The 23,705-nt window shown below is 66.4% G+C and carries 23 protein-coding genes; 11 read left to right on the top strand and 12 right to left on the bottom strand.

Going from position 1 to position 23,705, the window contains the following annotated elements; translation table 11 throughout:
* Positions 1–303 precede the first annotated feature (303 nt).
* On the top strand, positions 304–1,047 hold the full coding sequence (gene fabG, locus L1080_RS09390; RefSeq protein WP_250763348.1) for a 3-oxoacyl-ACP reductase FabG: 744 nt from the start codon (positions 304–306) through the stop codon (positions 1,045–1,047).
* A 42-nt stretch (positions 1,048–1,089) separates the two neighbouring features.
* On the top strand, positions 1,090–1,959 hold the full coding sequence (locus L1080_RS09385; protein ID WP_250763350.1) for a LysR family transcriptional regulator: 870 nt from the start codon (positions 1,090–1,092) through the stop codon (positions 1,957–1,959).
* Here the strand turns inward: L1080_RS09385 and L1080_RS09380 are convergent.
* Complete coding sequence (locus tag L1080_RS09380; RefSeq protein WP_250763353.1) at positions 1,899–2,792, bottom strand: LysR family transcriptional regulator; 894 nt, start codon at positions 2,790–2,792, stop codon at positions 1,899–1,901. The genes L1080_RS09385 and L1080_RS09380 overlap by 61 nt on opposite strands.
* A 202-nt stretch (positions 2,793–2,994) precedes the next feature.
* On the opposite strand from L1080_RS09380, the gene L1080_RS09375 reads away from it, so the two are divergent.
* The gene (locus L1080_RS09375) at positions 2,995–3,222 is read left to right on the top strand and encodes a hypothetical protein (RefSeq protein ID WP_250763356.1); all 228 of its coding nucleotides are present in this window, start codon (positions 2,995–2,997) and stop codon (positions 3,220–3,222) included.
* Positions 3,223–3,319: 97 nt separating this feature from the next.
* Here L1080_RS09375 and L1080_RS09370 read toward each other — a convergent pair whose 3' ends face one another.
* The 3 genes from L1080_RS09370 to L1080_RS09360 all read right to left on the bottom strand — a co-directional run bounded on the left by L1080_RS09370 (position 3,320) and on the right by L1080_RS09360 (position 4,605).
* Positions 3,320–3,529, bottom strand: a complete 210-nt coding sequence (locus L1080_RS09370) for a hypothetical protein (protein WP_250763359.1) — start codon at positions 3,527–3,529, stop codon at positions 3,320–3,322.
* Between the two features lie 284 nt (positions 3,530–3,813).
* On the bottom strand, positions 3,814–4,410 hold the full coding sequence (locus L1080_RS09365; RefSeq protein WP_250763362.1) for an MFS transporter: 597 nt from the start codon (positions 4,408–4,410) through the stop codon (positions 3,814–3,816).
* A 33-nt stretch (positions 4,411–4,443) separates the two neighbouring features.
* Complete coding sequence (locus L1080_RS09360; RefSeq protein ID WP_250763365.1) at positions 4,444–4,605, bottom strand: hypothetical protein; 162 nt, start codon at positions 4,603–4,605, stop codon at positions 4,444–4,446.
* A 357-nt stretch (positions 4,606–4,962) separates the two neighbouring features.
* Here L1080_RS09360 and L1080_RS09355 point away from each other — a divergent pair, with 357 nt between their 5' ends.
* Complete coding sequence (locus L1080_RS09355) at positions 4,963–5,655, top strand: GntR family transcriptional regulator (protein ID WP_250763368.1); 693 nt, start codon at positions 4,963–4,965, stop codon at positions 5,653–5,655.
* A gap of 387 nt (positions 5,656–6,042) precedes the next feature.
* Here the strand turns inward: L1080_RS09355 and L1080_RS09350 are convergent, their stop codons facing one another.
* From L1080_RS09350 to L1080_RS09340, 3 genes are all read right to left on the bottom strand, one after another.
* Positions 6,043–6,762, bottom strand: a complete 720-nt coding sequence (locus L1080_RS09350) for a nitroreductase (protein ID WP_250763371.1) — start codon at positions 6,760–6,762, stop codon at positions 6,043–6,045.
* Between the two features lie 502 nt (positions 6,763–7,264).
* Entirely contained in the window at positions 7,265–8,161 is an 897-nt protein-coding gene (locus L1080_RS09345) for an HpcH/HpaI aldolase/citrate lyase family protein (RefSeq protein ID WP_250763374.1), read from the bottom strand.
* Between the two features lie 33 nt (positions 8,162–8,194).
* Positions 8,195–9,370 carry a CaiB/BaiF CoA transferase family protein gene (locus tag L1080_RS09340; RefSeq protein WP_250763378.1) on the bottom strand — a complete coding sequence of 392 codons (1,176 nt, stop codon included), beginning with the start codon at positions 9,368–9,370 and terminating at the stop codon, positions 8,195–8,197.
* A 256-nt stretch (positions 9,371–9,626) separates the two neighbouring features.
* Between L1080_RS09340 and L1080_RS09335 the strand changes: the two genes are divergently transcribed.
* The 6 genes from L1080_RS09335 to L1080_RS09310 all read left to right on the top strand — a co-directional run bounded on the left by L1080_RS09335 (position 9,627) and on the right by L1080_RS09310 (position 17,844).
* Entirely contained in the window at positions 9,627–11,108 is a 1,482-nt protein-coding gene (locus L1080_RS09335; protein ID WP_250763381.1) for an aldehyde dehydrogenase, read from the top strand.
* 25 nt (positions 11,109–11,133) lie between these two features.
* Entirely contained in the window at positions 11,134–12,528 is a 1,395-nt protein-coding gene (locus tag L1080_RS09330; protein WP_250763383.1) for an MmgE/PrpD family protein, read from the top strand.
* A gap of 54 nt (positions 12,529–12,582) precedes the next feature.
* Complete coding sequence (locus tag L1080_RS09325; RefSeq protein WP_250763385.1) at positions 12,583–13,458, top strand: alpha/beta fold hydrolase; 876 nt, start codon at positions 12,583–12,585, stop codon at positions 13,456–13,458.
* A gap of 556 nt (positions 13,459–14,014) precedes the next feature.
* Positions 14,015–15,118 (top strand): lactonase family protein, encoded by a 1,104-nt coding sequence (locus tag L1080_RS09320; protein WP_250763388.1) that lies wholly within the window; start codon positions 14,015–14,017, stop codon positions 15,116–15,118.
* A gap of 50 nt (positions 15,119–15,168) precedes the next feature.
* Positions 15,169–16,083 carry a mycofactocin-coupled SDR family oxidoreductase gene (locus L1080_RS09315; protein ID WP_250763391.1) on the top strand — a complete coding sequence of 305 codons (915 nt, stop codon included), beginning with the start codon at positions 15,169–15,171 and terminating at the stop codon, positions 16,081–16,083.
* A gap of 162 nt (positions 16,084–16,245) precedes the next feature.
* Positions 16,246–17,844: a sigma-54-dependent Fis family transcriptional regulator gene (locus L1080_RS09310; protein WP_250763395.1), complete on the top strand. Its 1,599-nt coding sequence runs from the start codon at positions 16,246–16,248 to the stop codon at positions 17,842–17,844.
* 11 nt (positions 17,845–17,855) lie between these two features.
* Here L1080_RS09310 and L1080_RS09305 read toward each other — a convergent pair whose 3' ends face one another.
* Positions 17,856–18,719, bottom strand: coding sequence for a helix-turn-helix domain-containing protein (locus tag L1080_RS09305; RefSeq protein WP_250763397.1), 864 nt, complete (start codon positions 18,717–18,719; stop codon positions 17,856–17,858).
* Between the two features lie 152 nt (positions 18,720–18,871).
* On the opposite strand from L1080_RS09305, the gene L1080_RS09300 reads away from it, so the two are divergent.
* Positions 18,872–19,768 (top strand): alpha/beta hydrolase, encoded by an 897-nt coding sequence (locus tag L1080_RS09300; protein WP_250763400.1) that lies wholly within the window; start codon positions 18,872–18,874, stop codon positions 19,766–19,768.
* A gap of 97 nt (positions 19,769–19,865) precedes the next feature.
* Here the strand turns inward: L1080_RS09300 and L1080_RS09295 are convergent, their stop codons facing one another.
* The 4 genes from L1080_RS09295 to L1080_RS09280 all read right to left on the bottom strand — a co-directional run bounded on the left by L1080_RS09295 (position 19,866) and on the right by L1080_RS09280 (position 23,672).
* Entirely contained in the window at positions 19,866–20,237 is a 372-nt protein-coding gene (locus L1080_RS09295; protein WP_249353712.1) for a nuclear transport factor 2 family protein, read from the bottom strand.
* Positions 20,238–20,366: 129 nt separating this feature from the next.
* Complete coding sequence (locus L1080_RS09290) at positions 20,367–21,713, bottom strand: phenylacetate--CoA ligase family protein (RefSeq protein WP_250763403.1); 1,347 nt, start codon at positions 21,711–21,713, stop codon at positions 20,367–20,369.
* A gap of 16 nt (positions 21,714–21,729) precedes the next feature.
* Positions 21,730–22,884 carry a CaiB/BaiF CoA transferase family protein gene (locus L1080_RS09285; protein WP_250763406.1) on the bottom strand — a complete coding sequence of 385 codons (1,155 nt, stop codon included), beginning with the start codon at positions 22,882–22,884 and terminating at the stop codon, positions 21,730–21,732.
* Positions 22,881–23,672: an enoyl-CoA hydratase/isomerase family protein gene (locus L1080_RS09280; RefSeq protein WP_250763409.1), complete on the bottom strand. Its 792-nt coding sequence runs from the start codon at positions 23,670–23,672 to the stop codon at positions 22,881–22,883. Before L1080_RS09280 ends, L1080_RS09285 begins: the two co-directional genes overlap by 4 nt.
* Between the last annotated feature and the right edge of the window lie 33 nt (positions 23,673–23,705).

Here is a 23,705-nt window from a genome sequence, read left to right as displayed (position 1 = left end):
AACGCGCTGTACAGAGACCCTTCCGACTCATAGGAAGGGGTTAACTCTCGGTTTCCTCGAGGGTCTTTGACCACAGCGGATAAAAGCGCTTCAATATGTAGCAAGCTCCGGGCTAAATACTCGTCTCAGAGAATTCACGCACGAAAGCTTTTCATCCAGTGAGACGAGACTCGATATTCCCGGACAGCTTCCGGATCCACGGCGGTGGCGGCTACTCCGAGTCGGGTCGCCTCATACGAGAGGCACCGTTTTTCTCATCGGTGAGGGCACCAGCCCCGTACAACTACGAACTTAGGGAAACACATGACACTTCTCGAGGGGCGGGTCGCCGTCGTCACCGGCGCGGCCCAGGGCATCGGTTTCGAGATGGCCCGCAAGTTCGCGAACGAGGGCGCCTCGGTCGTTCTCGGCGACATGCACGCCGACAACGTCAAGGCCGCCGCCGGGAAGCTGGAGGCCGACGGCTTCCAGGCCGTCGCCGTCGGCTGCGACGTCACCGATCCGGATCAAATGCAGAACCTGGGAAAGACGGCGCTCGACGCGTTCGGCGGAATGGACGTCTGGGTCAACAACGCCGGCATCACCCGCGACGCGACGCTGCGCAAAATGTCGCTCGCCGATTTCCGCTCGGTCATCGATGTGCACCTGCAGGGCGCGTGGCTGGGCACCCAGATCGCGTCGATCGCGATGCGGGAGGCCGGCAAGGGGTCGATCGTGAACATCTCGTCGATCTCCGGCAAGGTCGGCCTGGTCGGGCAGACCAACTACAGCGCCGCGAAGGCCGGCATGGTCGGCCTGACCAAGGCGGCCGCGAAGGAACTCGCCCATCTCGGCGTCCGGGTCAACGCGATCCAGCCCGGCGTGGTGAACACCGACATGATCCGCGCCCTGCGGGCCGACATCCTCGAAGCGAAGCTGAAGGAGGTTCCGATGGGACGCGGCGCCGAACCCGAAGAGATCGCCAACGTCGCCTTGTTCCTGGCCTCCGAGCTGTCCAGCTACATGACCGGCACTGTCCTCGAAGTCACCGGCGGACGCCACATCTGACAACCAGCGGATCAGTCACCGCCCAGGCAGTACTCTGCACGGGTGGAGTCGCGACACGTCGAATACTTCCTCGCCACCGTCGACAACGACGGCCTCGCGCTCGCCGCCGAGGCCCTGGGCGTCACCAAGCCGTCGTTGTCGAAGGGGCTGCGCAACCTCGAACGTGACCTCGGAGCCGAATTGTTCCACCGCGTGGGCCGCGGCCTCGTGCTCAGCGCGGCGGGAAAGGCATTCGTCGGTCCGGCCCGACAGATCGTGCGAGACCTGGTGGCCGCCGAAAGCTCACTCGTCGACATCTCGGGACTACCGCGCGGCCGACTCGACATCTGCGCGTCGGCACACGTGGCTGAAGGCCCGGTCACCAAGCTGATCGGATCATTCCGCAAGCAGTATCCCGGCGTGGTCGTCCGGCTCGCCGACCTGAGGCCTTCCGAGGTCATCGGGTCGCTGATCCGGGACGGACATTGCGAAATAGCCTTCAGTCATCTCCCTTTTGCGGCAGCAGGATTGACAACACGGGCACTCGGATTCCACGAATACTGGCTGGTGGTCTCCCCGAACGCCGAAATAGACTGGCGGGAACCGTTCCCCCTCGACGATCTCCCAACGATCCCGGTGGTGGGACTGCCCAAGGAATCGTCGGCGCGCACGGTGATCGAGAAGGCGTTGCAGGCGGCAGGGAGCCGGACGGTCATGTCGGCCGTCGTCGAGCAGCGAGAAGCCGTCGGCGCTTTCGTCGTCCAGGGAATAGGAATGTCGTTCATGGAACGTACCAATGCGGAACGGGCCGCAGTCGGCGGCGCCCGAATCTGCCCCCTCGACCCACCGATCACCGCCCCCTACGGGGTGATCTACGACGAAGCCCGACTGTCTCCGGCAGGACGCGCATTCCTCGACACGCTCGCGCCCTGAACCTCGTCGAGCGCGGCGATGAACGCCGCCGCAGCGGGAGGAAGCGGATCGGGTCGATGGACGAGACCGATGGTGCGCACCTCCCGCGGTGCGAGCGAGCGAACCACAACCCCCGGCAGTTCGTGCTCGGCGACGCGCCGCGGCAGCAGGGTCGCCCCCGCACCCTGGACAACCAACTCCCACATCGACTGACGATGCGCACACTCGACGGCGACGTTGTGCACCGGCAGTCGTGGACGCGACCCGATCTCCACGATCATCGGAATATCGGCGAGCAGGTCGACCGGCACCGGATCGGGTAGTTCGATCGCCAGATCCGCGTGCAGCGCGAGCACGATCTCCTGCTCCCCCACCACTCGGAACCCGAGCCCCTGGTCGTCGACGGGCAGTTCGGTGAGCCCGAGGTCACATTCACCCGACCGGACCGCGCGGCCCACGCCGTCGGGCACGTCCGCCGACACCGTGGACAGGAGCACCCGCGGGAACAGTCGATGAAACCGACCGACGAGACGTGGGAGTGGATCGGCAGCAAGGGAATTGAGAACAGCAATAGTCAGCGTGCCGGACTGCACGTCGGCAACGTCCTGCACAGCTGCCCGCGCCCGCTCGACGTCGGCAAGGACCTGCCGCGCCGCCGCCGCGAACGACGTCCCCGCCAGAGTGATCCGCAGCTTCCGTCCTCCACGGTCGAACAGTTCGACGCCCAGATCGCGTTCGAGAGTGCGGATCGCCTGCGACAACGACGGCTGCGCGATGAACAGCGCCCGCGCGGCCTCGGTGATGCTGCCGTGATCGGCCACGGCGACGAGGTACTCGGCGTCCCGGATATCCACCGGTCGAGTCTAGCGGCCATGCAGTTCGCGAAGGTTACGCAGTTCGACGAGGCCACGGCCGTCAGTCGTGTCCGGCGCGACGCCGAGCGAGCCCGGCCACGCATGATAAACAAAACGCCGCACAGCGCGTGCATTTTATATATCTGTACTATGCACTCAAGCCGGTGGCGCGGTCGGTCACACAACCTCTCGGAGGTGGCAGATGACATCGACCACCGGTGCACTGGCACTGAAAGAACTCCTCGAGCCGGAACGCCTGCTGATCGACGGTTCCTGGGTGCCCGCGGTCGAGGGTGCGTCGTTCCCTGCAATCGATCCCGGTACCGGAGAGCAGGTGGCCCGAGTTGCCGAATGTTCCGAGGCCGACGTCGACGTCGACGCCGCAGTGTCCACCGACTCGACGACATCAACCAGGAATATCGGGACTTGAAGGAGGCAGAAACATCCGCGGCGCCATCCTGTTCGACTGAGCGGCCGAGCACTCGAGAACGAGGGACCGCCCCGAAGATTCCCGGGCGGCCCTTCGCTTACTCCGGAGCGACCAATGTTCGGGGTTCGACGTTCGACGCCCCGGTCTCGACCGCACGGGTGACGCGCATGAGGAACGCCGCCGCCACCGCCGCCAGCACGAGAGGCACGATGACCGCGAGGTACATCGTGCGGGGCGTCATCACGCTGAGCGCGTAACCCGCGACGATCGGCGACAGAATGGCTCCACCGCGCGCGACGCCCATCATCGCGCCGTATCCCTTGGCGCGCGAGCACGGGGTAGACCGCGGTCGAGGTCGCGGTATACCCAGACATGGCCGCGAAAGTGCCGCCACCGAGCAGCCCAGCCATGGCCAACGCGAACGGACCCTGCAGCGTGACCGCGAAAGCAGCGATCGCCAGGGCGGACACGAGAGATGTCACCACGGCGATCCGCGCCCCCGGGAACCGAAGCCCGAACGCGCCGAAGAGGCTTCCTCCGACCACCGCACCGAAACCGATCATGATCCCGGCGAACGCGCCGCTGCCCGCGTCACCACTGGCATCTTTTGATGAGCTGCGGGGTCCACATGCCGACGAAGTAATACGCGGCGGTGAGCATCGAGTAGCCGAACACGAGGAGCTCCGTGCGGGTACGCAGTTTCCTGCTGAGCAGTCGAACCTGGACCTGCGGCTCGGCCGCGGGCAGATCCGACTGGTCCTTCGCACCCTTCCGGGCGAGAAAGTCCTCGGATTCGCGGAGGAAGGCGGCGGTCACGACGAACGACAGGGCCCCCAGGACGGCACCGATCCAGAACATGCCCTGCCATGCCCCACCCGCGAGGGAGACGAGTCCTGCACCCGCGAATCCGGCGAGCATCGTGCCGAGCGGGTACCCGACCATCACCAGGCCGAGCGCAACGCTTCGCCGATGGGGCGGGGCAACCTCCTGACCCAGGACGACGATGACGACACTGATGGTCCCGATCGCGATACCCGTGACGAACCGGGTGGCGAGGAGCGTCTCAAAACCGCTCGACAGCGCCGACGCTGCCAATCCGACAGTGTTGACCGCGAGACCGACCAACAGAACTCGCCGTCTGCCGAAGACGTCCGCGAATCGGGCGAGGCCGATCGCACCCACGGCCATTCCCGCTAGCGCAGCACTGATCAGATAGCCCTTCTACGGATTGGTGGCAAAGCCTTCGGGTAGGTACGGCATCGCGAAGCCCATGACGAGGACGTCATAGCCGTCCAACATGTTCAAGAACATGCAGAAGAAAACCGTCGCAATCTGATACGGGCGCATACCCACCCGTGACGTCCACTCTGTCGTACCGCTCATCAGGTCCCTCTCACTCGACGCGTATGCGTGTCCTTGCGCATGTTCGGTGGGAATGCCAAGGCTCCGGCCAGTGCGGATCGGAGCGTGCAACTTCTCCGCACATGCGACACAGATCACAGCAGTCAATGAATAATGCGTTGTGGATTATGTCCATACTGCATGCCGCGCGCTTCCGCTGCGGTTGTTGTATCCGCGCACAGGAAGATTTCGGTCCGGGCGATGCGGCGGCGTCGAGCGGCTCGCTGGGCATCGGCGCCGGCGGAGCGCGCCCGGCGACGTCGCGGGCGTCGGCGCGACGGGCCAGGCGCGAATGGTACATTATGTCGAGTGATCGAATCCGGGAAGGTGCGACCGACGATGCCCCTGAATGACAGATCGAGACGACAGCAGCTTCCCGAGGAAGTTGCCTCGTACGTGCGCGAGATGATCATTTCCGGTGAGGTCCGCGCGGGCGATTTCCTCCGCATCGAACGGATCGCCGAAGCTGTAGGCGTCAGCACGACGCCCGTCCGCGAGGGGCTCCTGGCGCTCCGGAGCGAAGGCTTCGTCGAGATGGTTCCCCGACGCGGCTTCGTCGTGGCCCCGTTCACCAAGCAGGACGTGCGCGACCTCTTCTGGGCTCAGGCGCAACTGGCCGCCGAACTGGCCGCACGTGCCGCGAAGAACATCACTCCCCAGCAGATCGCAGAACTCGAGGGAATCCTTCAGCGACACCAGGAGGCCATCGCGCAGGGGGACACCGAACGTATTTCATCCCTCGGCCACGCGTTCCACCGCAAGATCAACCTGACCGCGGACTCTCCGCGCCTTGCCCGCCTCCTGGGCTCGGTCGTCACGAACCTTCCGAATCGCTTCTACGCGACCATCGAGGGCCATGTCAGCACGACCCAGGAGGAGCACCCCCTCCTACTCGAGGCGTTGCGGAAGCACGCGGGCAAGAAGGCCAGGTCGATCATGGAAGCGCACATCTTGGACGGCGCAGATCACCTGATCGAAGAACTCGAGCAGCGCGGGCTGTGGGATACCGACGAAGAGGCGAACGCGGGCTGATCTGCGGCCTGCGGCCCCCGTCCCCTTTCTCAGCGTCGTGCGCGCTGCACCGTTTCCGAGGGCAGGAATCCGAACCGCGCTCGATACACTTGGGCGAATCGACCGGGTGGGACAGAAGCCCCACCGCGCGACGAGATCCGTGACAGATTCGGGTGCGCCGCAGAGAGTTCCGGTACACCCGGTCGGGTCGGACGCCCCGCAGGTAGGCGATGGGGGACATTCTACCTACCGAAACGTTACCGACCTCACCGGCACCGCGGGTTGTCCGTCGTCAGGTACTCCGCAGTACCTGACTCACCGTCCGATCGCGCCCTGCGTTTGCTCGCGATCGGGATCGCAACCACCGAATCACCCACCACGGCAACCGACAAGGTGGCCCGCGGTACGTCAACGATCGTGCCAGGTGGCTACCTCGTCGAGCGACGCCCGCTCCGTGCGGTAGCTGTTCGCTGGGTGGTCGAGGTCGGCGAATCCGAAGGATATCCCCAGGAGAATCCTGCGGTCGTCGGGGATTCCGAAGTGTTCGCGGATGAAGGGAGATTGGCTCGCCAAGGCGGCTTGCGGGATCGTGGCGATCCCCAGACTTCGCGCCGCAAGCAGGAGTGTGCCGACGTAGAGCCCGGAATCCACGGCACCGTAGACGCCCTGCTCGGCGTCGGTCGTGATGATCGCGACGTGGGGGGCGCCGAACAGGCGGAAGTTCTCGAACGATTGGCGAGCAGACGCGGCGCGATCACCCCGCTCGACCCCCACTGCCTGATAGAGCTGCCATCCGCTCGCCCGGCGCCGGTCGCGGTAGACACCGCGGTATTCTGCCGGCGCGTCGAACTCGAAGGCGGAGCTGTGGTGCCGTGCGTACTCCGCGAGACCGTCGCGGAATCGCTCGGTCCCCGCTCCACTGGTCACGATCACCTGCCAGGGCTGCGTGTTGCACCACGACGCCGACCGCTGCGCAAGGGTAAGCATGCGCTCGATGACAGGTCGAGGAACCTCGCGCGCCTCGAACGCGCGGCAACTCCATCGAGTTGCCAACAGGTTCTCCAGCACAGCGGTCCCGCCGTCGACGGGACCCAGCGCAGTCACTTCGGTCGATACATCGGCAGACATCGATCATTCACCCATCGTCGTTCGGATACAGAATGTATGCACACGCACCTCGGTGCGCGAGCGCAGTAAGGGTTCGACGGACAGCACATCCGCCTACACCCGTGTTCGATCTGCTCGGCGGTACACCTCCGAGTCCACCTGCTCATACTCGACGAACCCTGACATCGACAGCGCCGGCGCGAACGGGACGTCCACGCCGGAGAGCGCTCCCTCCCAGTGCTGAAGCGTCTGTCGCTCGAACTCCGCCTCCAGGATCTTCGCAAGCTCGAAATAGTTCGCCCCCAGCGGACGGATGATCGGCGAAGCGGGGATCGTCGGCGAAATTCATCATTCCGAGCAGGACACCGGCACACGGATCCCCCGGCTACACCTGCTGATGCAGCAGATCGGGCAGGCCATCGACCACAGGTGAGCGGTGCCCGGCCGCGACGAAGGGCCCAAGCATCGAAGCCCCGCATCCGGAAGGATGCAGGCGTCACAGGTTGGCTGCCGACCGCGTCCGTCAGACGTACGCCGCCGCGATGGCTTTCGCCTGCTCGATGATGCCCTCGGCGGTCTTCACGTGTGCGATATCGATGTGCTGGCCTTCGAAGTCGACGGCCGCACTGCCTGCCGCCTCGGCCACCTTGAACGCCTCGATCATGCGGCGGTAGAAGTCCACCTGATCGGCGGACGGCGTGAACACCTCGTTGGCAATGGCGATGTGTGAGGGGTGAATGCACACCATGCCGCGATATCCGAGCTGCTTGTTGTCCAGGCAGAACTGCCGGGCACCGTCGAGGTCCTTGATGTCCTGCCACACGCCGGCAACGGGGTGGTGCAGGCCGGCCGCGCGGGCTGCGAGAACGATTCGGCTCCGGAGGTACAGCGTCTCCAGGCCGGCCGGGGTGAATTCGAACCCCAGCTCGCGGCCTACGTCCGCGCTGGGTCCCGTGGCGCCCAGCAGGCTGCTGATGCGCGGGGTGGCGGCGGCCATCTCCTCGCAGTGCGCCATCGAGACCGCCGTCTCGTAGCTCACGATCAGCCCCACGCTGTCGGCTTCGAGGCCTTCCCGTGCTTCGATGTGTGACACCACCGCATCGATACGCACCAGTTCCTCGGCGTCGAAAACCTTGGGCAGGAACAGGCCGGCCAGACCCGGCCGGATCACAGCCTCGAGGTCCTTGCCCTGTATTCCGGACACGGACGCGTTGGGCCGCACCCACAGGTCGGCGCGAACACCGTCGGCATGCAGACGGCCGATGGTGTCGGCGACAACCAGACGCGCCTCGTCCTTGTCTGCGGCGGGCACCGAGTCCTCCAGGTCCAGGATCAGGGCGTCGGCACCAGAGGCGAGACCCTTGTCGGCCCAGCTCGGCTTGTGTCCGGGCACAAACAGCATGGAACGGTACGGTTTCATGAACACTCCTCAGGGATATGCGAATTCAGCGAATCAGGACTCGTCGGCGAACAAGACGCCGGACTCGATTAGTGCGTCGATCTTCTCGGCGGGAAGCACCTCGCTCGCCACGGCTCGGGTGTCGGAGCCGACCCTGGGGGCGCGGGCCCCGCGGTCCGGCCGCTCACCGTCGAAGGTCCATGGCGGGCGGATCAGTGGCAAACCGTCTGGCTGCCACTCGACCAGCTTCAGGTGCTCGACCTGCTCGTGCTCCAAGTAGCCGGTCATCGACAGGACGGGCGCGAACGGCACGTCGGCCTCGGTGAGGACCTTCTCCCAGTAGTCCTTCGACTGCTTGGCGAACTCCGCCTCGACGATCGGCACAAGCTCGAAGTAGTTCGATTCCCGCGGGCGGTACTCGGCGAACCGCGGGTCCTCGGTCAGGTCCATCCGGTCCATGGCGCGGCACAGCGCGTGCCAGAACTTCTGCGACGACGACAGGTGAACAGCGAGGTACTCGCCGGTCGATGTGGGGACGCAGAAGTTCTGTGCCTGGGGGTGCCTGCTTGTGCGGGCCGGGTTCTTGCCGAGTTCGAAGGATTGGGTGATGCCGTCGACGGTGAGCGCGCTGACCGCCTCCATGATCGACGTCTCCATCCGCTGCGGCTTGCCGGTCTTCAGCCGCCCGACCAGGGCCGCGAGGACGCCGGTGGCGGTGCTCAGGCCCGTGACGAGGTCTGCGCTCAAGCCACCGGCCAGTTGAGGGTGGTCGCCGTCGCTGAACAGCGAGTACAGACCGCCGAATGCGTGGCCGATAGTGTCGTAGGCGGGGCGGTTGGCCAGCGGGCCACCGGCACCGAACCCGGTGACGGAGCCGTAGACGATGTCGGGACGGAGCGCGCGGCAGTCCTGGGGACCCAGTCCCATCGCCGCCACCTTGCCCGGGCGCAAGTTCTCGAGTACCACGTCGAAGTGCGGTATGAGCGCCTTGACCAAGGCGACGCCCTCTGCCGACTTCAGGTCGACCGACAGACTGCGTTTCCCGGTGTTGTACTGCCGGAAGTATGGGCTGCCGTCATTCTGGTGCCGCCGGAAGTCCTCGCCCACTACCGGGCGCTCGACCTTGACCACCTCGGCGCCGAGCGCGCACAGCATCGACGTCCCGAACGGGAGCGCAATATACCCCCCGATCTCGAGTATCCGAATACCCTCGAGTGGCTTGTGCTGCATGTTGCCTCACCTTCGTGTCAGTTCAAATATTATATATAGTCACTACGGAGGTCAAGCCTTAACCGGACCATAACGGGCTATTGCGGACCTACGCCACGCGAGACGGCACTGGCGTTTCATCGATTGTCGGAACATAATATACTTTACATGGTGCAGCTCACATATCGAGCCGAAGACCGTCGTCCAGGCTGGACAGATGACTCCCACCCAAGATGCGGGCACGTCTATGACGAAGCGAATGCGAAGGAGCGGCACAATGAGTGCGCAGACTGAACTGTGGCAGGGGCAGTACGACACACTGTTCATCGGCGGACAGTGGGTGCAGCCGGCATCCGAACGCACCTTCGAGGTGATTTCCCCCGCCACCGAACAGCTCGTCGCGCGGATCCCGGAGTGCGTCGAGGCCGACATCGATGCTGCCGTCACCGCAGCCCGCAAGGCGTTCGACAAGGGCCCCTGGCCTCGGATGTCGCTCGACGAGCGCATCGGGGTTCTGCGGAAGCTCAGCGCGGAACTCGCCGCGCGTGAGGGCGAGGCGGCCGCGCTCGTCAGCGCGGAGATGGGGTGCCCGATCACCCTGTCCACGAAGATGCAGTCCATCGGCCCCCGGATGCTTCTCGACGTCTTCCTGGACATCGCGCCCACCTATCCGTGGAGCGACACCCGCACGTCCGCATCCGGCAACGCGCTGGTGACCCGCGAGCCGGTCGGCGTCGTCGCCGCCGTCGTACCGTGGAACGCTCCGCTGCTCATTACCATGATCAAGCTTGCCCCGGCGCTGCTCGCGGGCTGCACCATGGTCGTCAAGCCCTCCCCCGAGACACCCCTCGACGCGTATCTACTCGGTGACATGCTCGACAAGATCGGTCTGCCCGAGGGTGTCGTGAACATCGTCCCCGCCCAGCGCGAGGTCAGCGAGTACCTAGTGCGCCACCCCGGAATCGACAAGGTGTCGTTCACCGGATCCACGGCTGCGGGCCGTCGCATCGCCTCACTCTGCGGCCAGGACCTGCGCCGCGTGACCCTCGAGCTGGGCGGCAAGTCCGCTGCCATCCTGCTCCATGACGCCGACCTCGACGCCGCCGTCGCCGCGATCCGCGCCGTGTCACTGCGCAACAGCGGCCAGGTGTGCAGCAACAAGACCCGCATCGTGGTGGCACGCTCGCGGCGCGATGAGCTCCACGACCGTCTGCTGGACCTGATCGGCTCGATGCCGGTCGGCGACCCGTTCGACCCGGCCACCGAGATTGGACCGATGGTCAGCGACCGTCACCGCAGCCGGGTCGAGGGCTATATCGCCGATGCGAAGACGTCCGGCGCCTCCCTGCTGGTGGGCGGCGGCCGCCCCGAAGGCCTCGACCGCGGCTGGTACGTCGAGCCCACGATCTTCGCCGATGTCGACCCCTTCGCGAAGATCGCGCAGGAGGAGATCTTCGGCCCGGTTCTCACCGTGCACACGTTCGACACCGAGGCCGAGGCCATCGAGATCGCCAACAACTCGGAGTACGGCCTCAACGGCTCGGTGTTCGCCGCCGATCCCGAGCACGCACTGTCGGTGGCCCGCCACATCCGCACCGGCACAGTCGAGGTCAACGGCAGCCCGGTGGGCTTCACCGCCCCGATCGGTGGTTTCAAGAACAGCGGCATCGGCCGCGAGGCCGGCCTCGAGGGCTTCGACGCCTACGTCGAACTCAAGTCATACGGCATCTCGGCCGGGCTGCTCGGTTCGCTTTCCTGACCCCAACTCTGCAAAGGACACACACATGGGCACCCTCCCACCCGTCGAAGAAGCCGTCGCCCGGCTCGTCACCGACCTGACCTTCGACACCATCCCCGCCGACGCACTCGCCGGCGCACGCCGCCTCATGCAGGACCAGCTCGCCCTTCAGGTCGCCAGTGCCTCACTGCCCTGGAGTCGGGCGGTGCTGGAGTTGACGCGCGCTGCGCACGCCCCCGGCAAGGCCCATGTCGCCGCCAGCGGCGACCAGATGAGCGCCGCCGACGCCGCCTTCGTCAACGCCACCTACGGCCACGGCTTCGAATACGACGACGCCCACCGGGCAAGCTCGTCACACCCTGGCAGCTGCGTCATCTCCGCCGCACTCGCCGTCGGCGAAGAACTCGGCGCCACCATGCGCGAGGTCATCACCGGCATCGTCGCCGGCTATGAGGTGTACACCCGTGTCGGCAACCTTGCCGCACCCGAACTCCTCGAACGCGGCTTCCACCCCCACGGGCTGCTGTCGAACTTCGGCGCGGCGGCCGTCGTCGCCAAGATGCGCGGCTTCGACGCCGAGACCACCGTCCACGCCCTGGCCATCGCGCTCAGCCACGCCTCCGGCACCACCGAGTACACCTCCTCCGGCGGCTCGATCAAACGCGTCCACTCCGGCATCGGCACCCGCAACGGCATCCGCGCAGCCGAGATGGCCGCCGCAGGCATCACCGGTCCGACGACCTTCCTCACCGGCGGCAAGGGCTTCTACCGCACCTTCGTCGGCCGCCCCGTCGCCGACGACGCCGCCACCACGTTCGGCCTCGACAAGACCTTCGAGATCACCCGAATCTGGATCAAACCGTACTGCTGCTGCGGCATCAATCACGCCTACATCGACGGCGCCCGCCACCTCGCTGCCCGCGTCGCCGACATCGACTCGGTACTCCTCGGCATCCAGACCGGCGGCGACGTGATCATCGGCAACAAGAACGCCAACGCCTACGCGCCCAGGATTCTCGAGCATCTGCAATACAGCCTGCCTTTCCAATTCGCCCTCTCCACACTCGGCAAGGGCAACGGCTTCTCCACCCACCACGCCTACCTGGACGGGCGACTCGACATCGGCGTCGGCAGCGATGTCGCCGCCCTGGCGCAGAAGGTCAAGATCGAGGTCACACCCGAACTCGACACCGCCTACCCCGGCCGGTGGGTCGGCGACATCACCGTCACCTACACCGACGGCACCACCGAAAACCTGTTCATCGACAACCCCACCGGCACCGCCGAGAACCCGATGTCCCAAGACGACCTCGACGCGAAGTTCCGCGACGTCATCTCTGGGTCACTCGGCACCGAACGCGGCGACACCCTGCTCCGCGCCGTCCAGAGCGGCGATCCCGACCAGCCCGCCTCCGACTTCGCAGCCCTGCTGAAGGTCTGATTCCTCCAGCCGCCAGCGCCAACCGGGCGCGGCCGACGACGAGAAAGAGAGCTGATGCGCGCCCAGACCACAGCCCGGCCGATCCCCGTCGAGTTCACTGGATCCGGTGGGGTCCGCCTTGTCGGTGATCGGTGGGAGACCGACGATCGGCTGACCGATTCGACAGGGGGAACGGTCCTTCTCCTCCACGGCGGCGGCCAGACCAGGCACTCATGGGATCGCACGGCGGCGCGGTTGGCCGAGCACGGCTGGTGCGCGCTCACTCTCGATGCGCGCGGGCACGGCGACAGCGAATGGGCACCCGAATATTCGGCCGAGCTTTTCGCGGCCGACCTCGAGGCGGTTCTCGCGGACCTCGGCGGCCGTGTCGTCGTCGTGGGAGCCTCGCTGGGCGGCCGGACGGGCATCGTCGTCGCGGGCGGACGCGCCCGTTCCCTCGCCGGGTTGGTGCTGGTCGACATCACGCATCGGATCGACCGCACCGGCCAGCGGAGGGTCCGCGACTTCCTGGGCGCGGCGCCCAACGGGTTCGCCTCGCTCGACGATGCGTCCGCGGCCATCGACGCCTTTCGCGGTACGCCCTCCCGCCGTCGCCGCAGCGACGGGTTACGAAAGAATCTGCGTCTCAGGGAAGACGGTCGCTGGTACTGGCACTGGGATCCGGCGTTCGTCGGCTACGCGGACAATCGCGGCAATTCCGACGAACAGCGACTTGCCGACCTAGCCACTCGAATCTCGGTTCCCACCCTGCTAGTTCACGGGACGCGATCGGAGATCGTCCCGCGGGCGGCGGTCGACGAGATGCTCGCCCTGGTGCCGAACTCCGAGGCCGTCGAGGTGGACGCGGGGCACATGATCGCCGGCGACGACAACGAGGCGTTCGCCCTGCACCTCGAAAGTTTCCTCGAACGGGCGCTCCCGCCGCGCTGAGGCCGCAGACCCCGGCCCATCGCCGCGCTGAGGCCGCAGGCCCGGCCCATCGCCGCGGTCGACGATGGGCCGGATGTCACTTCGTACCCGCGACCATCACGGCGACCATCGTCACTGGCTTGGCTGTGCGGTTGCTTTCGTTGTCGAGGTGGAAATGTCGCCAGGCGGACGACGAGCCCACTGGCCGGCGGCGCGAGTTCGACCTCGGATTCGAGGGTGTCGTCGTCGGTGAAGACGGCCGGGAGCGCATCGACCCTCCACACGTCGTTCACGGAGAAGGCAGGCAGTGCAACCCGAGTGCCAGTGGTCTCGTCCACGACGATCATCGACTTGCCGTCGGCATCGACACCGGCGATCACGCGCCGGGTGGCATGTATGCAGCGGACTGTGCAGATTATTGGACACTTTCACCCCGGCTTCCCGGCCTACGTTCAGCGTGGCGAACCCGCCGAATCGAGGAACCACGGAGGTTGCATTGACGACTCGGAATCCATCGGCGCCCGAACGAAAGTGGTCGACCCGGAGGGTGCTGCGAGCGCGAGTACGTAGGACCATCATGGCGATCGGCGTTGCCGCAGGCGTATCCGTCGGTACCGTCATCTCTCCCTATGCAGGCGCAGCTCTGTCTGATGATGCGGCGGGCCCGAGCTACCTTCTGGTCGGTGGCACAGGCTCGTCGAACATCGGGGTGTTGCGCGAATCCGGCGGTCGGCTGATTCCCGTGGGGCAACCCGTGCCCACCGATACCGGCACGCTGTCGATCACGGTCACGCCGAATGGCCGATTCGCCTATGTCGCGCATACCGTTTCGGGAACGATTCAGGGATTCCGCGTCGGCGACGACGGCACACTCGAGCGCCTCGAGGGCGCCCACCTCACCCCCGGCCGGCCGATCGTGGGTGCCGTCGTGAGCATGGACGGGAAGTGGCTCTTCGCCACCGTCGGCTCGGTGACCAACGACGTGCAGACGTATGCCATCGCACCGTCCGGCGTTCTGACACAGGTCGATTCGGTAACGATCCCCGGTGCGACGAGCGGCCTGTCCATTCCGGTGGTGTCACCGGACGGCCGATTCCTGTTCGCGCCGAGCTTCATCGGAGCGACGATGGACTCCTACGCGATCGGATTCGACGGCAGGTTGACGCGGACCGGCTCGCAGGTGCCGACCGGTGATCGTCCGGCGCTGCCGTCGGTGACGCCCAACGGCAAGTTCCTGTACATCACCAACGAGGGAACCAATGACGTCTCCGGCTACCGCATCGCGCCCGACGGTGTACTGACCCCGATCGGGCGCTTCCCGACGAAGGCGATTCCGCACGGTATGGCCATCACACCGGACGGCAGGTATCTCTACCTTCCCCAGACCGGCGGTCAGGCTGTGAACGGATTCGAGATTCGAGACGACGGCGCCCTGGTTCCCGTGCCCGGCGCCGACGCACCCAGCGCACCGGGACACTTCCCCGGCCGCGTCGTGCTGAGTCCGGATGCCCAGCGGCTCTACGTCATCGACACGCTGACCACGACCGGCACCGAGAAGGTGTTCACCTACCGGGTGAAGCCGGACGGGGCACTCGAGGCCACGGGAGAACCGCCCGTCGATACGGGTGTGACGTTCTCCGACGGCGCAACCGGAGTGTTCGCATCCGTCGGCCCTGCGTGAACGACCCACCTACCCCGCACTACTGAATAAATTCTGGAAAGGACATCGACATGGGACTACTGGACGGCAAGGTCGTCTTCATCACCGGCGCCGCACGAGGGCAGGGGCGAGCGCACGCGGTGACTGCAGCGAAGGAAGGAGCCGATGTCATCATCACCGACATCTGCTCACCCGTCGACGGGATTCGATACGCGCTGGCCAGCAAGGAAGATCTGGACAAGACACAGGCCCTCGTCGAGAAACAAGGCCGACGGGCGGTCAGTGCCGTCGCCGACGTCCGTGATCAGGGCGCGCTCGACGCGGCAGTCGCTCTCGGGCTCGACGCATTCGGCCGCCTCGACGCGGTTATCGCCAATGCCGGACTGTGGGATCTGGGGCCCAAGTCCTGGGAGATCACCGAGCAGATGTGGACGACGGTCACCGACGTGGTGCTCGGCGGCACCTTCCGGACGATCAAGGCCACCGCGCCGCATCTCGTCGAGCAGCGTGGCGGTGCGATCGTCTGTATTGCGTCGGTAGGTGGGCTGGAGGCCACGGCCGGATACACCCACTACATCACAGCCAAGCACGGCGTCCTCGGCCTGATGAAGAACACCGCTCTGGAGATCGCGGAGTACAACGTGCGGTGCAACGCTGTCTGCCCCGGCGCGGTGGACGCGAAGATCTGGGACAACCCGATGGGCCACCAACTGTTCGTCGCCCCCGGCGAGACTGCCAACCGTGATGTCGCAATAGCCGCCACGTACGGATATGCGCCACTGGCCGGCCGGCCCGCGCTTCCGCCGAACGCCACCAGCAATGCCGCATGCTGGCTGCTGTCCGACTACGCCGAGCACATCACCGGTGTCGCCCTGCCGGTCGACGCGGGGCACCTCCTGCTGCCCGGCGTGAACTTCGCACCGCAGACCGAGGGCCCGGAAGCCGATCGCTACCGTTCACCGGCCCAGTCGCCCGACGATCTGTGACGGCCTGACCGACACCGGTCCCAACCGCTGCACGCGGTCGGGACCGGTGTCTATGCGTCCCCGGCCGACGCTTGCCCAAAGTTCGCATATATTATATTGTGTTCTCGCTCACGTGTGGTGTGAGTCCGTTCTCATTGCGCCTGGTCAGAAGGTGGTCTCGGAGTGCTCAGTAGCTCAGCGCATTCCACGGTCGACGCTCGTCCGGAGATCGCGTCGTCGTGGATGCGTTCGCAATTGTCGGGTCTCGACTGCGCTACGACGTTAAAGCTGGACAGGATCGACGTCGCCCCGGACGGGTGCCTCCGACGCGCCGCGACGCCTGTTCTGGAGCGTGTCTGCCGCGAGTTCGACGGTGCGCCACTGGTGTTCGTTCTCGCCGACCACGACGCCCGGATCCTGGATATCAGGCACGCCAGTCCGGCCGTCCGCGACGCGATCGACTGGATGGGCATCGAGCCCGGCATCCGGCTGGCCGAGGACGAGGTGGGAACCAACGCGGTGGGCACCGTCCTGGAAGCCCGGCAACCATTACTCGTCCACGGCCCCGAACACTTCATGTCCGCGTTCCACGAGTTCAGCTGCTTCGGGCAGCCGATCATTCATCCGATCACGCGACGACTCGAAGGCGTTCTCGACGTCGGAGGCGGCGCAGGCGAGGATCACCGGTACTTCGCGCCGATCGCCCAGCGGTTGGTCGGGGAGATCCAAGACCGGCTGGCGCTGAGCACCCCTATCGCGCAACGAAATCTGCTGGCGGCCTTTCATTCTGCGGCACGGCGGAAGGAACGGCCGGTGATGGTGCTCGGCGAGGGGATGGTGCTCGCGACCCCGGCGGCCCTCGACCTCCTCGATCCCGCTGACCATGCGGCCGTCCGAGCCAGCGCCGGCACCGCTCGCACAACTGCCGTCACCAATCGACTGACGCTCGAGTCCGGCCGAGAAGTGGAGTTCACCTGCACTCCGGTCGATGGCGGGAACGGCGTCCTGGTCGATTTCGCCACGACGAGAACGAGCCCGAAGCCGCAACCACGAACACCGGTCGAGGAATGGCCGCTTCTCGTCGTCGGAGAAACCGGCACCGGCCGGACGACCGAAGCAGTGCGGGTGGCCGGACCGGGCGGGGCGATCGTCGACGCCGCTGACGTGGTGCACAGGGGTGAGCAGGCCTGGGCCGTCGGACTCGACCGGCAGCTCGAGCAGGATGGTGCCGTCGTGATCATCGAGAACGTCCACTTCCTTACCGATTCGATGGCCACACTGGTTGCCCGTCTCATCCGGGGAACGCCGCGACACGTCGTTCTGACCTCGACGAGTGCGGATGACGACGCGGGGATCCACCCCTCCCTGGTGGGACTCTGCGCCGCACGACGTGAACTCGCTCCGCTGCGTCGGCGCCGCCACGAGATCCCCGCGCTGGCGCGTCGGATGCTGGCGGAGGAAGCCGTGACGTCCGACCTACGACTCACCTCGGCGACACTGCAGATCTTGGCAGCACATCCGTGGCCGGGCAACCTCACCGAACTCCGGCGGGTGATTCACGCCCTGGCCCGGACCCGCTCGGCCGGAGACATCATTCCGACCGACCTTTCCGCACCGTACCGGGAAGTCGGCACACCCCTTTCACCCATTCGACATGCCGAGCGGGAAGTGATCGTCGCGGCGATCGAAGCGGCGGGCGGAAACAAGCTCAAGGCCGCGCAGTCGCTGGGGGTGAGCCGGTCGACTCTCTACAACCGGCTCCGAGTCCTCAAGATCGCCTGACCTCTCCTGTCCTACATCCGGCCCAGCTGTGCCAGTCGCTCCTGGGTCGGCGAACCGTCCTCGGCGGAGTTGAGCACCAACTGCTGCTCGGGCGCGCCCGAGTAGCGGAAGATTTCCCAGTCAAGGGTCAGTTCACCGACGACCGGGTGATTGAGCACCTTGACGCCGAAGTCCTGGCGCGCCACGTTTCTCGCCGCCCACCATTGTCCGAACTGACGATCGGCGATCGTGAGTTCACCGACGAGCGCGGACAGGGCCGGATCGGCGGGATTGATGGCAGCCTCGCGGCGCAGGATCGCCACACACGACCGCGCGACCGCCGTCCAATCGGCAAACAGCTCCCGCATCCGAGCGTCGGTGAAGATGAGCCGCACATAGTTCAGCTCGTGCGGAGCCATCGCATCGAAATCGGCATACACCTTGGTGGCCAATGGGTTCCACGCCAAGATATCGGTCCGAGGGCCCAGGACGATGGCCGGAGTGTCGGTGAGCTGGTCCAGTAGCCGTCGCACCTGCGGGCGTACCCGGCTGCCGCCGGTGCGCGACTGCGCCGCCGGACGGGGCGTGGACCGGTGGGTGGCGTGATCGGCCAGATTGTCGAGGTACTCGGATTGGTCCGAGTCGAGTTGCAGCGCTCGCACCAGCGCGGCGAGCACCTGCTCGGACGGGACGAGCCGCCCCTGTTCGATCCGGGTGTAGTAGTCGGTGCTGATCGCGGCGAGCTGCGCCACCTCCTCGCGCCGCAGCCCGCTCACCCGGCGGCGCTGGTCGAGGTCCTGTAGGCCGACGTCGGACGGCGACAGCTCGCTGCGGCGGGTTTTGAGGAACGCGCCGAGCTCACGAAGGTGTGGGGCCTGGTGTACCGGACTGGGCATACAACGAGGCTAGGTCAGGGGCGCGGAATTATCCTGGGAAAGATCGTTCCCAGGATAAATGTCTCCCTTCTCCGGTTCCTCTGGAACTCCGAGACTAGGTATCGAGCGATCCGGAATGTGGATCGGAATTCTCGAACTACCACGGAGGCACAATGACCACCAAAACCGATGTTCGGTTCACCAGCAGCGGCCTTCAGCTCGCGGGCCACCTCTACACCCCGGCCGAGGCAGACGGGCGGCTCCCCGCGATCGTCGTCGGACATCCCATGACCGGTGTCAAGGAGCAGACTGCGGCACTGTACGCGCAGCGCCTCGCCGATCGGGGTTTCATCACCCTGGCGTTCGATGCCGCGTACCAGGGCGAGAGTGAGGGCGAGCCGCGCGGACTGGAAGATCCGTTCCAGCGCGCGGACGACTTCCGCAACGCGGTGACCTACCTGAGCACCCGCGACGACGTGGACCCGGAAAGGATCGGTGTCCTCGGCATCTGCGCTTCGGGCGGCTACGTGCCGTTCGCCGCACAGACCGACCACCGGATGAAGGCGGTCGCCACCGTCAGTGGCGCAGACGCCACCTGCTTCTTCCGGTTGCCGGACCCTGAGGCTTTCGCGAAGCTGGTCGATCAGGCCGGTGCCGCCCGGACCGCGGAGGCGAAGGGCGAGGAGATCCCCATGGTTCCGGTGCTGCCGGACTCGGTGGACGCGTCGACGCCGAAGGCCGTCGCGGAGTTCTTCGACTACTACAAGACTCCGCGCGCACAGCACCCGCGGTCGATCGGGAAGTTCGCGCTGCGCAGCGTCGACCAGCTCGACCAGTTCGACGCCTACGCCGGGGTCGCGAAGATTGCGCCCAGGCCGCTGCTGATGATCGCGGGAACCGAGGCCGAGACCAAGGGATTCAGTGAGGGCGCGGTTGCGGCCGGCGGCGAGACCGCCGAGCTCTTCGAGATCGACGGCGCCACCCACGTCGACCTGTACGACGTCGACCAGTACGTCTCTCAGGCAGCGGACAAGCTCACCGAGTTCTTCACCAAGAACCTGGCCGGATAGCAGTCGCGACTGTCACCGGTCGAGTGTGACCGTGCCCCGGCCCCGACCGGGGCACGGTCACATATCACTGACGGCGCAGCCCTGGGGGACGGCGATATCAGGGCTGAATGCCCATCTCCGGGCCGATGTACTCCCGCACGCGAACTGCCTTACCGTCACGCGCTTCGACGATCTGGACGAGGTGCAACTTGACCGGCTGGCCGCCCATCTCCAGTTCGACGGACGCCTCGTTGAAGAAACCCTTCTCGGTGAATGTGATGCCCTCGGGGCGGAAGTCCGGAATCGGACCGTCTCCGGCGCGTTCGTAGACCGCGGCGACAGCCTCGGACACCGAGACCCACTTGTCGTCGGCGCTGTGCCATACGGGGCAGTCCTCGACGCAGATTTCGAGGAACAGGTCGATGTTCGCCAGGGCTTTGACCCAGTTCTCCGAAAGTTCGATGGTCGCCTGGTCTGGGGTGCTGCTCATCTGTGATCGGGCCTTTCCGTCGGATTCACTGCAGGTGATCTGCATCACCCATGCTGCCCGCGCGTGAGCCGATCGAGTGTCCAGATATCTGGACACTGCGCGAAAGACTCTGATGCAGAGTCACCTTCGTCAGGAAACCCGTTCGATGAGATTCACCTTGACGTGGTCCGGTCGCGCGAGGGTGCGGTCGGGCACGAGTTCGACCACCGCCTTGACGCCCAGCGCCGACCGGACCCGCTGCTCGATCGACGAGCGCAGGTTGTCCTGCTGCTCGGCACCGAGTCCGTCGGAATACTCCACGACCAGCATGAGCGGCTTCTGGGTCGAATGCCCCTCGAAGTCGACGCGGATACGCATCTCGCCAGTGGTGGCCGGCGCCAGCTCCGACACCAATTGCTTGACCGCGGAAGGAAAGAGGTTGATGCCGCGCACAATCAGCATGTCGTCGGTCCGGCCGACGCACCGCACCTTGTACCCGGTGCGGCCACACGCGCAGTCGGTGCCGGTGACCACCACGTGATCGCGGGTCCGGAACCGCAACAGCGGCGACGCCTGCCGGCACAGCGCCGTGTACACCAACTCCCCCTGCGCGCCGGCCACGGGCGCGACGATCTCGTCCGTCTCCGGGTCGATCAGCTCGGCCACCATCAGATCCGGGGAGAGGAAGTGCATTCCGTCGCCCGCGTGGCACTCGCCCCAGTAGATGCAGGCGATGTCAGTGCCACCCAACATCTCCCGCGACGTGGCGCCCCACAACGACTCGAGCTTGCCGCGAACGGCGGGCAAGCCGCCGCCGGGCTCGCCGCCCACGCTGATCGCGCGCACACCCAAATCCCTGGCCTGTATGCCGAGAATCACCGGCGCCTGCTCGGCCAGATATGCCAGGAAGTTCGGCGTGCCTATCAGCGCGTCGGGACGCTGGTCTGCCTGCACACGCAAGAGTCGCTCCGCGCCCGCCTCCGCGCCGATCGGGATGTCGACGATGCCCATGTACTGCGCCATCTGCACGACGGGGATTCCGCCGACGAAGCCCTTGCTCATACCGAACCCGTGCAGCAACCGGTCGCCGGGGCGAAAACCGTTGGCGTGAAGGGCTCGCGCTCCGAGCTCGCACCAGACGTCGATGTCACGCCGCGTCAAACCGACGTAGGACGGGCTACCGGTAGTACCCGAGGACGCCTGGATCTGCACAATGTCGCCGGCCTCGGCCGCAACGTGGCTGCCCAGCGGCGGCGTGGCCGCCAGGCTGTCCCGCAGTTCCTGCTTTTCTGTGAACGGCAGGCCCGCGAGGTCCTCCACCGTCCGCACACGCGTGACGTCGACAGAATGCTCGGCGAACTTCGCCTTGTAGAAGTCGCTGTGGGCGGCCAGATACTCGAGTTGCTCGCGCAGCCGACGGTTCTGCAGATCCGCAGCGTCGCCGGGCGCGAGCGACTCGACCGCGCTCCAGTGCCGTGCCGAATGGGGAACAGCCATGGTGTGATCGCTCTTTCTACGCGAATTCGGCCCGGATGGCGTCGGTGTGCGCACCGAGAGCCGGCACGGCGCCGCTGCGCACCGGCCAGCCGTCGGCCACCGCGGGCGGCAGCAGCGCCGGCACCGGACCGGTCGGGGTACCCACCTCGCGCCACCGTCCCCGTTCGACCAGCTGCGGGTGCTCGGCCAGGTCGCGCACGCTGTTGAGGCGGGCGTTGCCGATCCCCACGGCGTCCGCGGTCTTCTGGATCTCCGCCAGCGTGTGCTCGGCGCACCACGCCCCCACGACCGCGTCCAATTCGTCACGCGCCTCGACGCGATTGTCGTTGTGCGCGTATCGGGGTTCGTCGGCGAGTTCTGGTCGGCCGATCATCTCGGCGAGGCGCCGCCACTCGCGGTCGTTGGTGGTCCCCAGTACCGCGGTCTGCCCGTCAGAAGTGGGGTACGCGCCGTAGGGCGCGATCATCGGTGAGCCCATACCCACCGGAACCGGCTCGGTGCCGGCATGGATGACCTGGTTGAGGGCGAACCCCATCATCTCGGCGACGGTGTCCAGCATGGCGATCGGGATGACCGCTCCGCGCCCGGTCCGCTCCCGGTCATAGAGGGCGGCCAGCACCGCGGAGTACGCGTACAGCGCCGTGCCGACGTCGGCCACCGGGATGCCCGGCTTGGCCGGATGTCCCGGTGCACCGGTGATGCTGCAGGACCCGCCCTCCGCCTGGATGAGCAGGTCGTACGCCCGCTTGTGGTCGAGGGGACCGCCCTTTCCGTAGCCGGAGATGTCCACGACGATCAGGCGCGGAAAGTTCCGCGAGAGTTCCCGGGTGCCGATCCCCAGCCGGTCGAGCGCGCCGGGCGCGAGGTTGCTGACCACGACGTCGGCGGTGGCGAGAATGTTCCGGAAGATCCCCATGTCGGCTGCGGACTTGAGGTCCAGCGCCGCCGACTCCTTACCGTGGTTCAGCCAGGTGAAGTGCGCGGACATCCCGCCGACCACGGAGTCGTAGGCGCGCGTGGAGTCGCCGAAGCCCGGGGCCTCCACCTTGATGACACGGGCCCCAAGGTCCGCGAGGTGGCGCGTGCAGAGCGGCGCCGAGATGGCCTGCTCCAGTCCGACCACGGTGATGCCGGCGAGCGGCCCCTGCGTTTCCTGTTCGGTTCCGGTCACGAGAACTTCGGCTCCCGCTTCGCGCGGTGCGAGGACACGCCCTCGACCACGTCGGGACCGCCGAAGCCGTAGAACTCCAGTCCCAGCGACGCGTCGAAGATCGGCATGGCCTGCCGGTACCAGCCGTTGAGGGCCATCTTGGTGCCCTGGATACCGGCCCGGGAGCCGGCGGCAAGCTTCCGCGCGATCTCCATCGCCCGGTTCTGCACCTGGTCGTCGTCGACGCACAGCGACACCATGCCGATCCGCTCCGCCTCCTCACCGGTGAGCACCTCGTTGGTGAGCAGGTGGTACTTGGCCTTCGCCATGCTCGTCAGCAGCGGCCAGCAGATGGCCGCGTGGTCCCCGGCGGCGACACCCAGCCGGACGTGGCCGTCGACGATCTTGGTGCGGCGTCCCGCGACGGAGATGTCGGCTAACAGCGCGGCCACGAGGCCGGCACCGGCGGCCGGTCCGTTGATTGCGGAGATGATCGGCTGCGGGACCTCGATGATGTTGCGCACCAGGTCGCGTGCCTCACGCATCACCCGCGTCCGCGACGAGTAGTCGCCGATCATGGCCTCGACGAGATCGAAGCTGCCCCCCGCCGAGAAGGCCCGCTCGCCGGCTCCGCGAATGATCACGGCGCGCACCGACTGGTCGAGCCCGATCACCGGCCAGATGTCGGCCAGCTCGCGGTGCGCGTCCGGGCCCACCGCGTTGAGGTTCGGCCCGTCCAGCATGATGCGGAGAATGCCTTCTTCCGGGCGGTCTACCTTCACGGACGTGAAGTCCTCGTAGCTGGTCACTTGTATCGTCCTTCCTGGGAAATTTGCGGGTCG

Origin of the sequence: Rhodococcus sp. MSC1_016 (assembly GCF_023667485.2) — a bacterium.
GTDB classification, from domain to species: domain Bacteria; phylum Actinomycetota; class Actinomycetes; order Mycobacteriales; family Mycobacteriaceae; genus Rhodococcus_F; species Rhodococcus_F oxybenzonivorans.
Note: the sequence above shows the minus strand (reverse complement) of the source record. Positions and strands in the feature narration are given on the sequence as shown.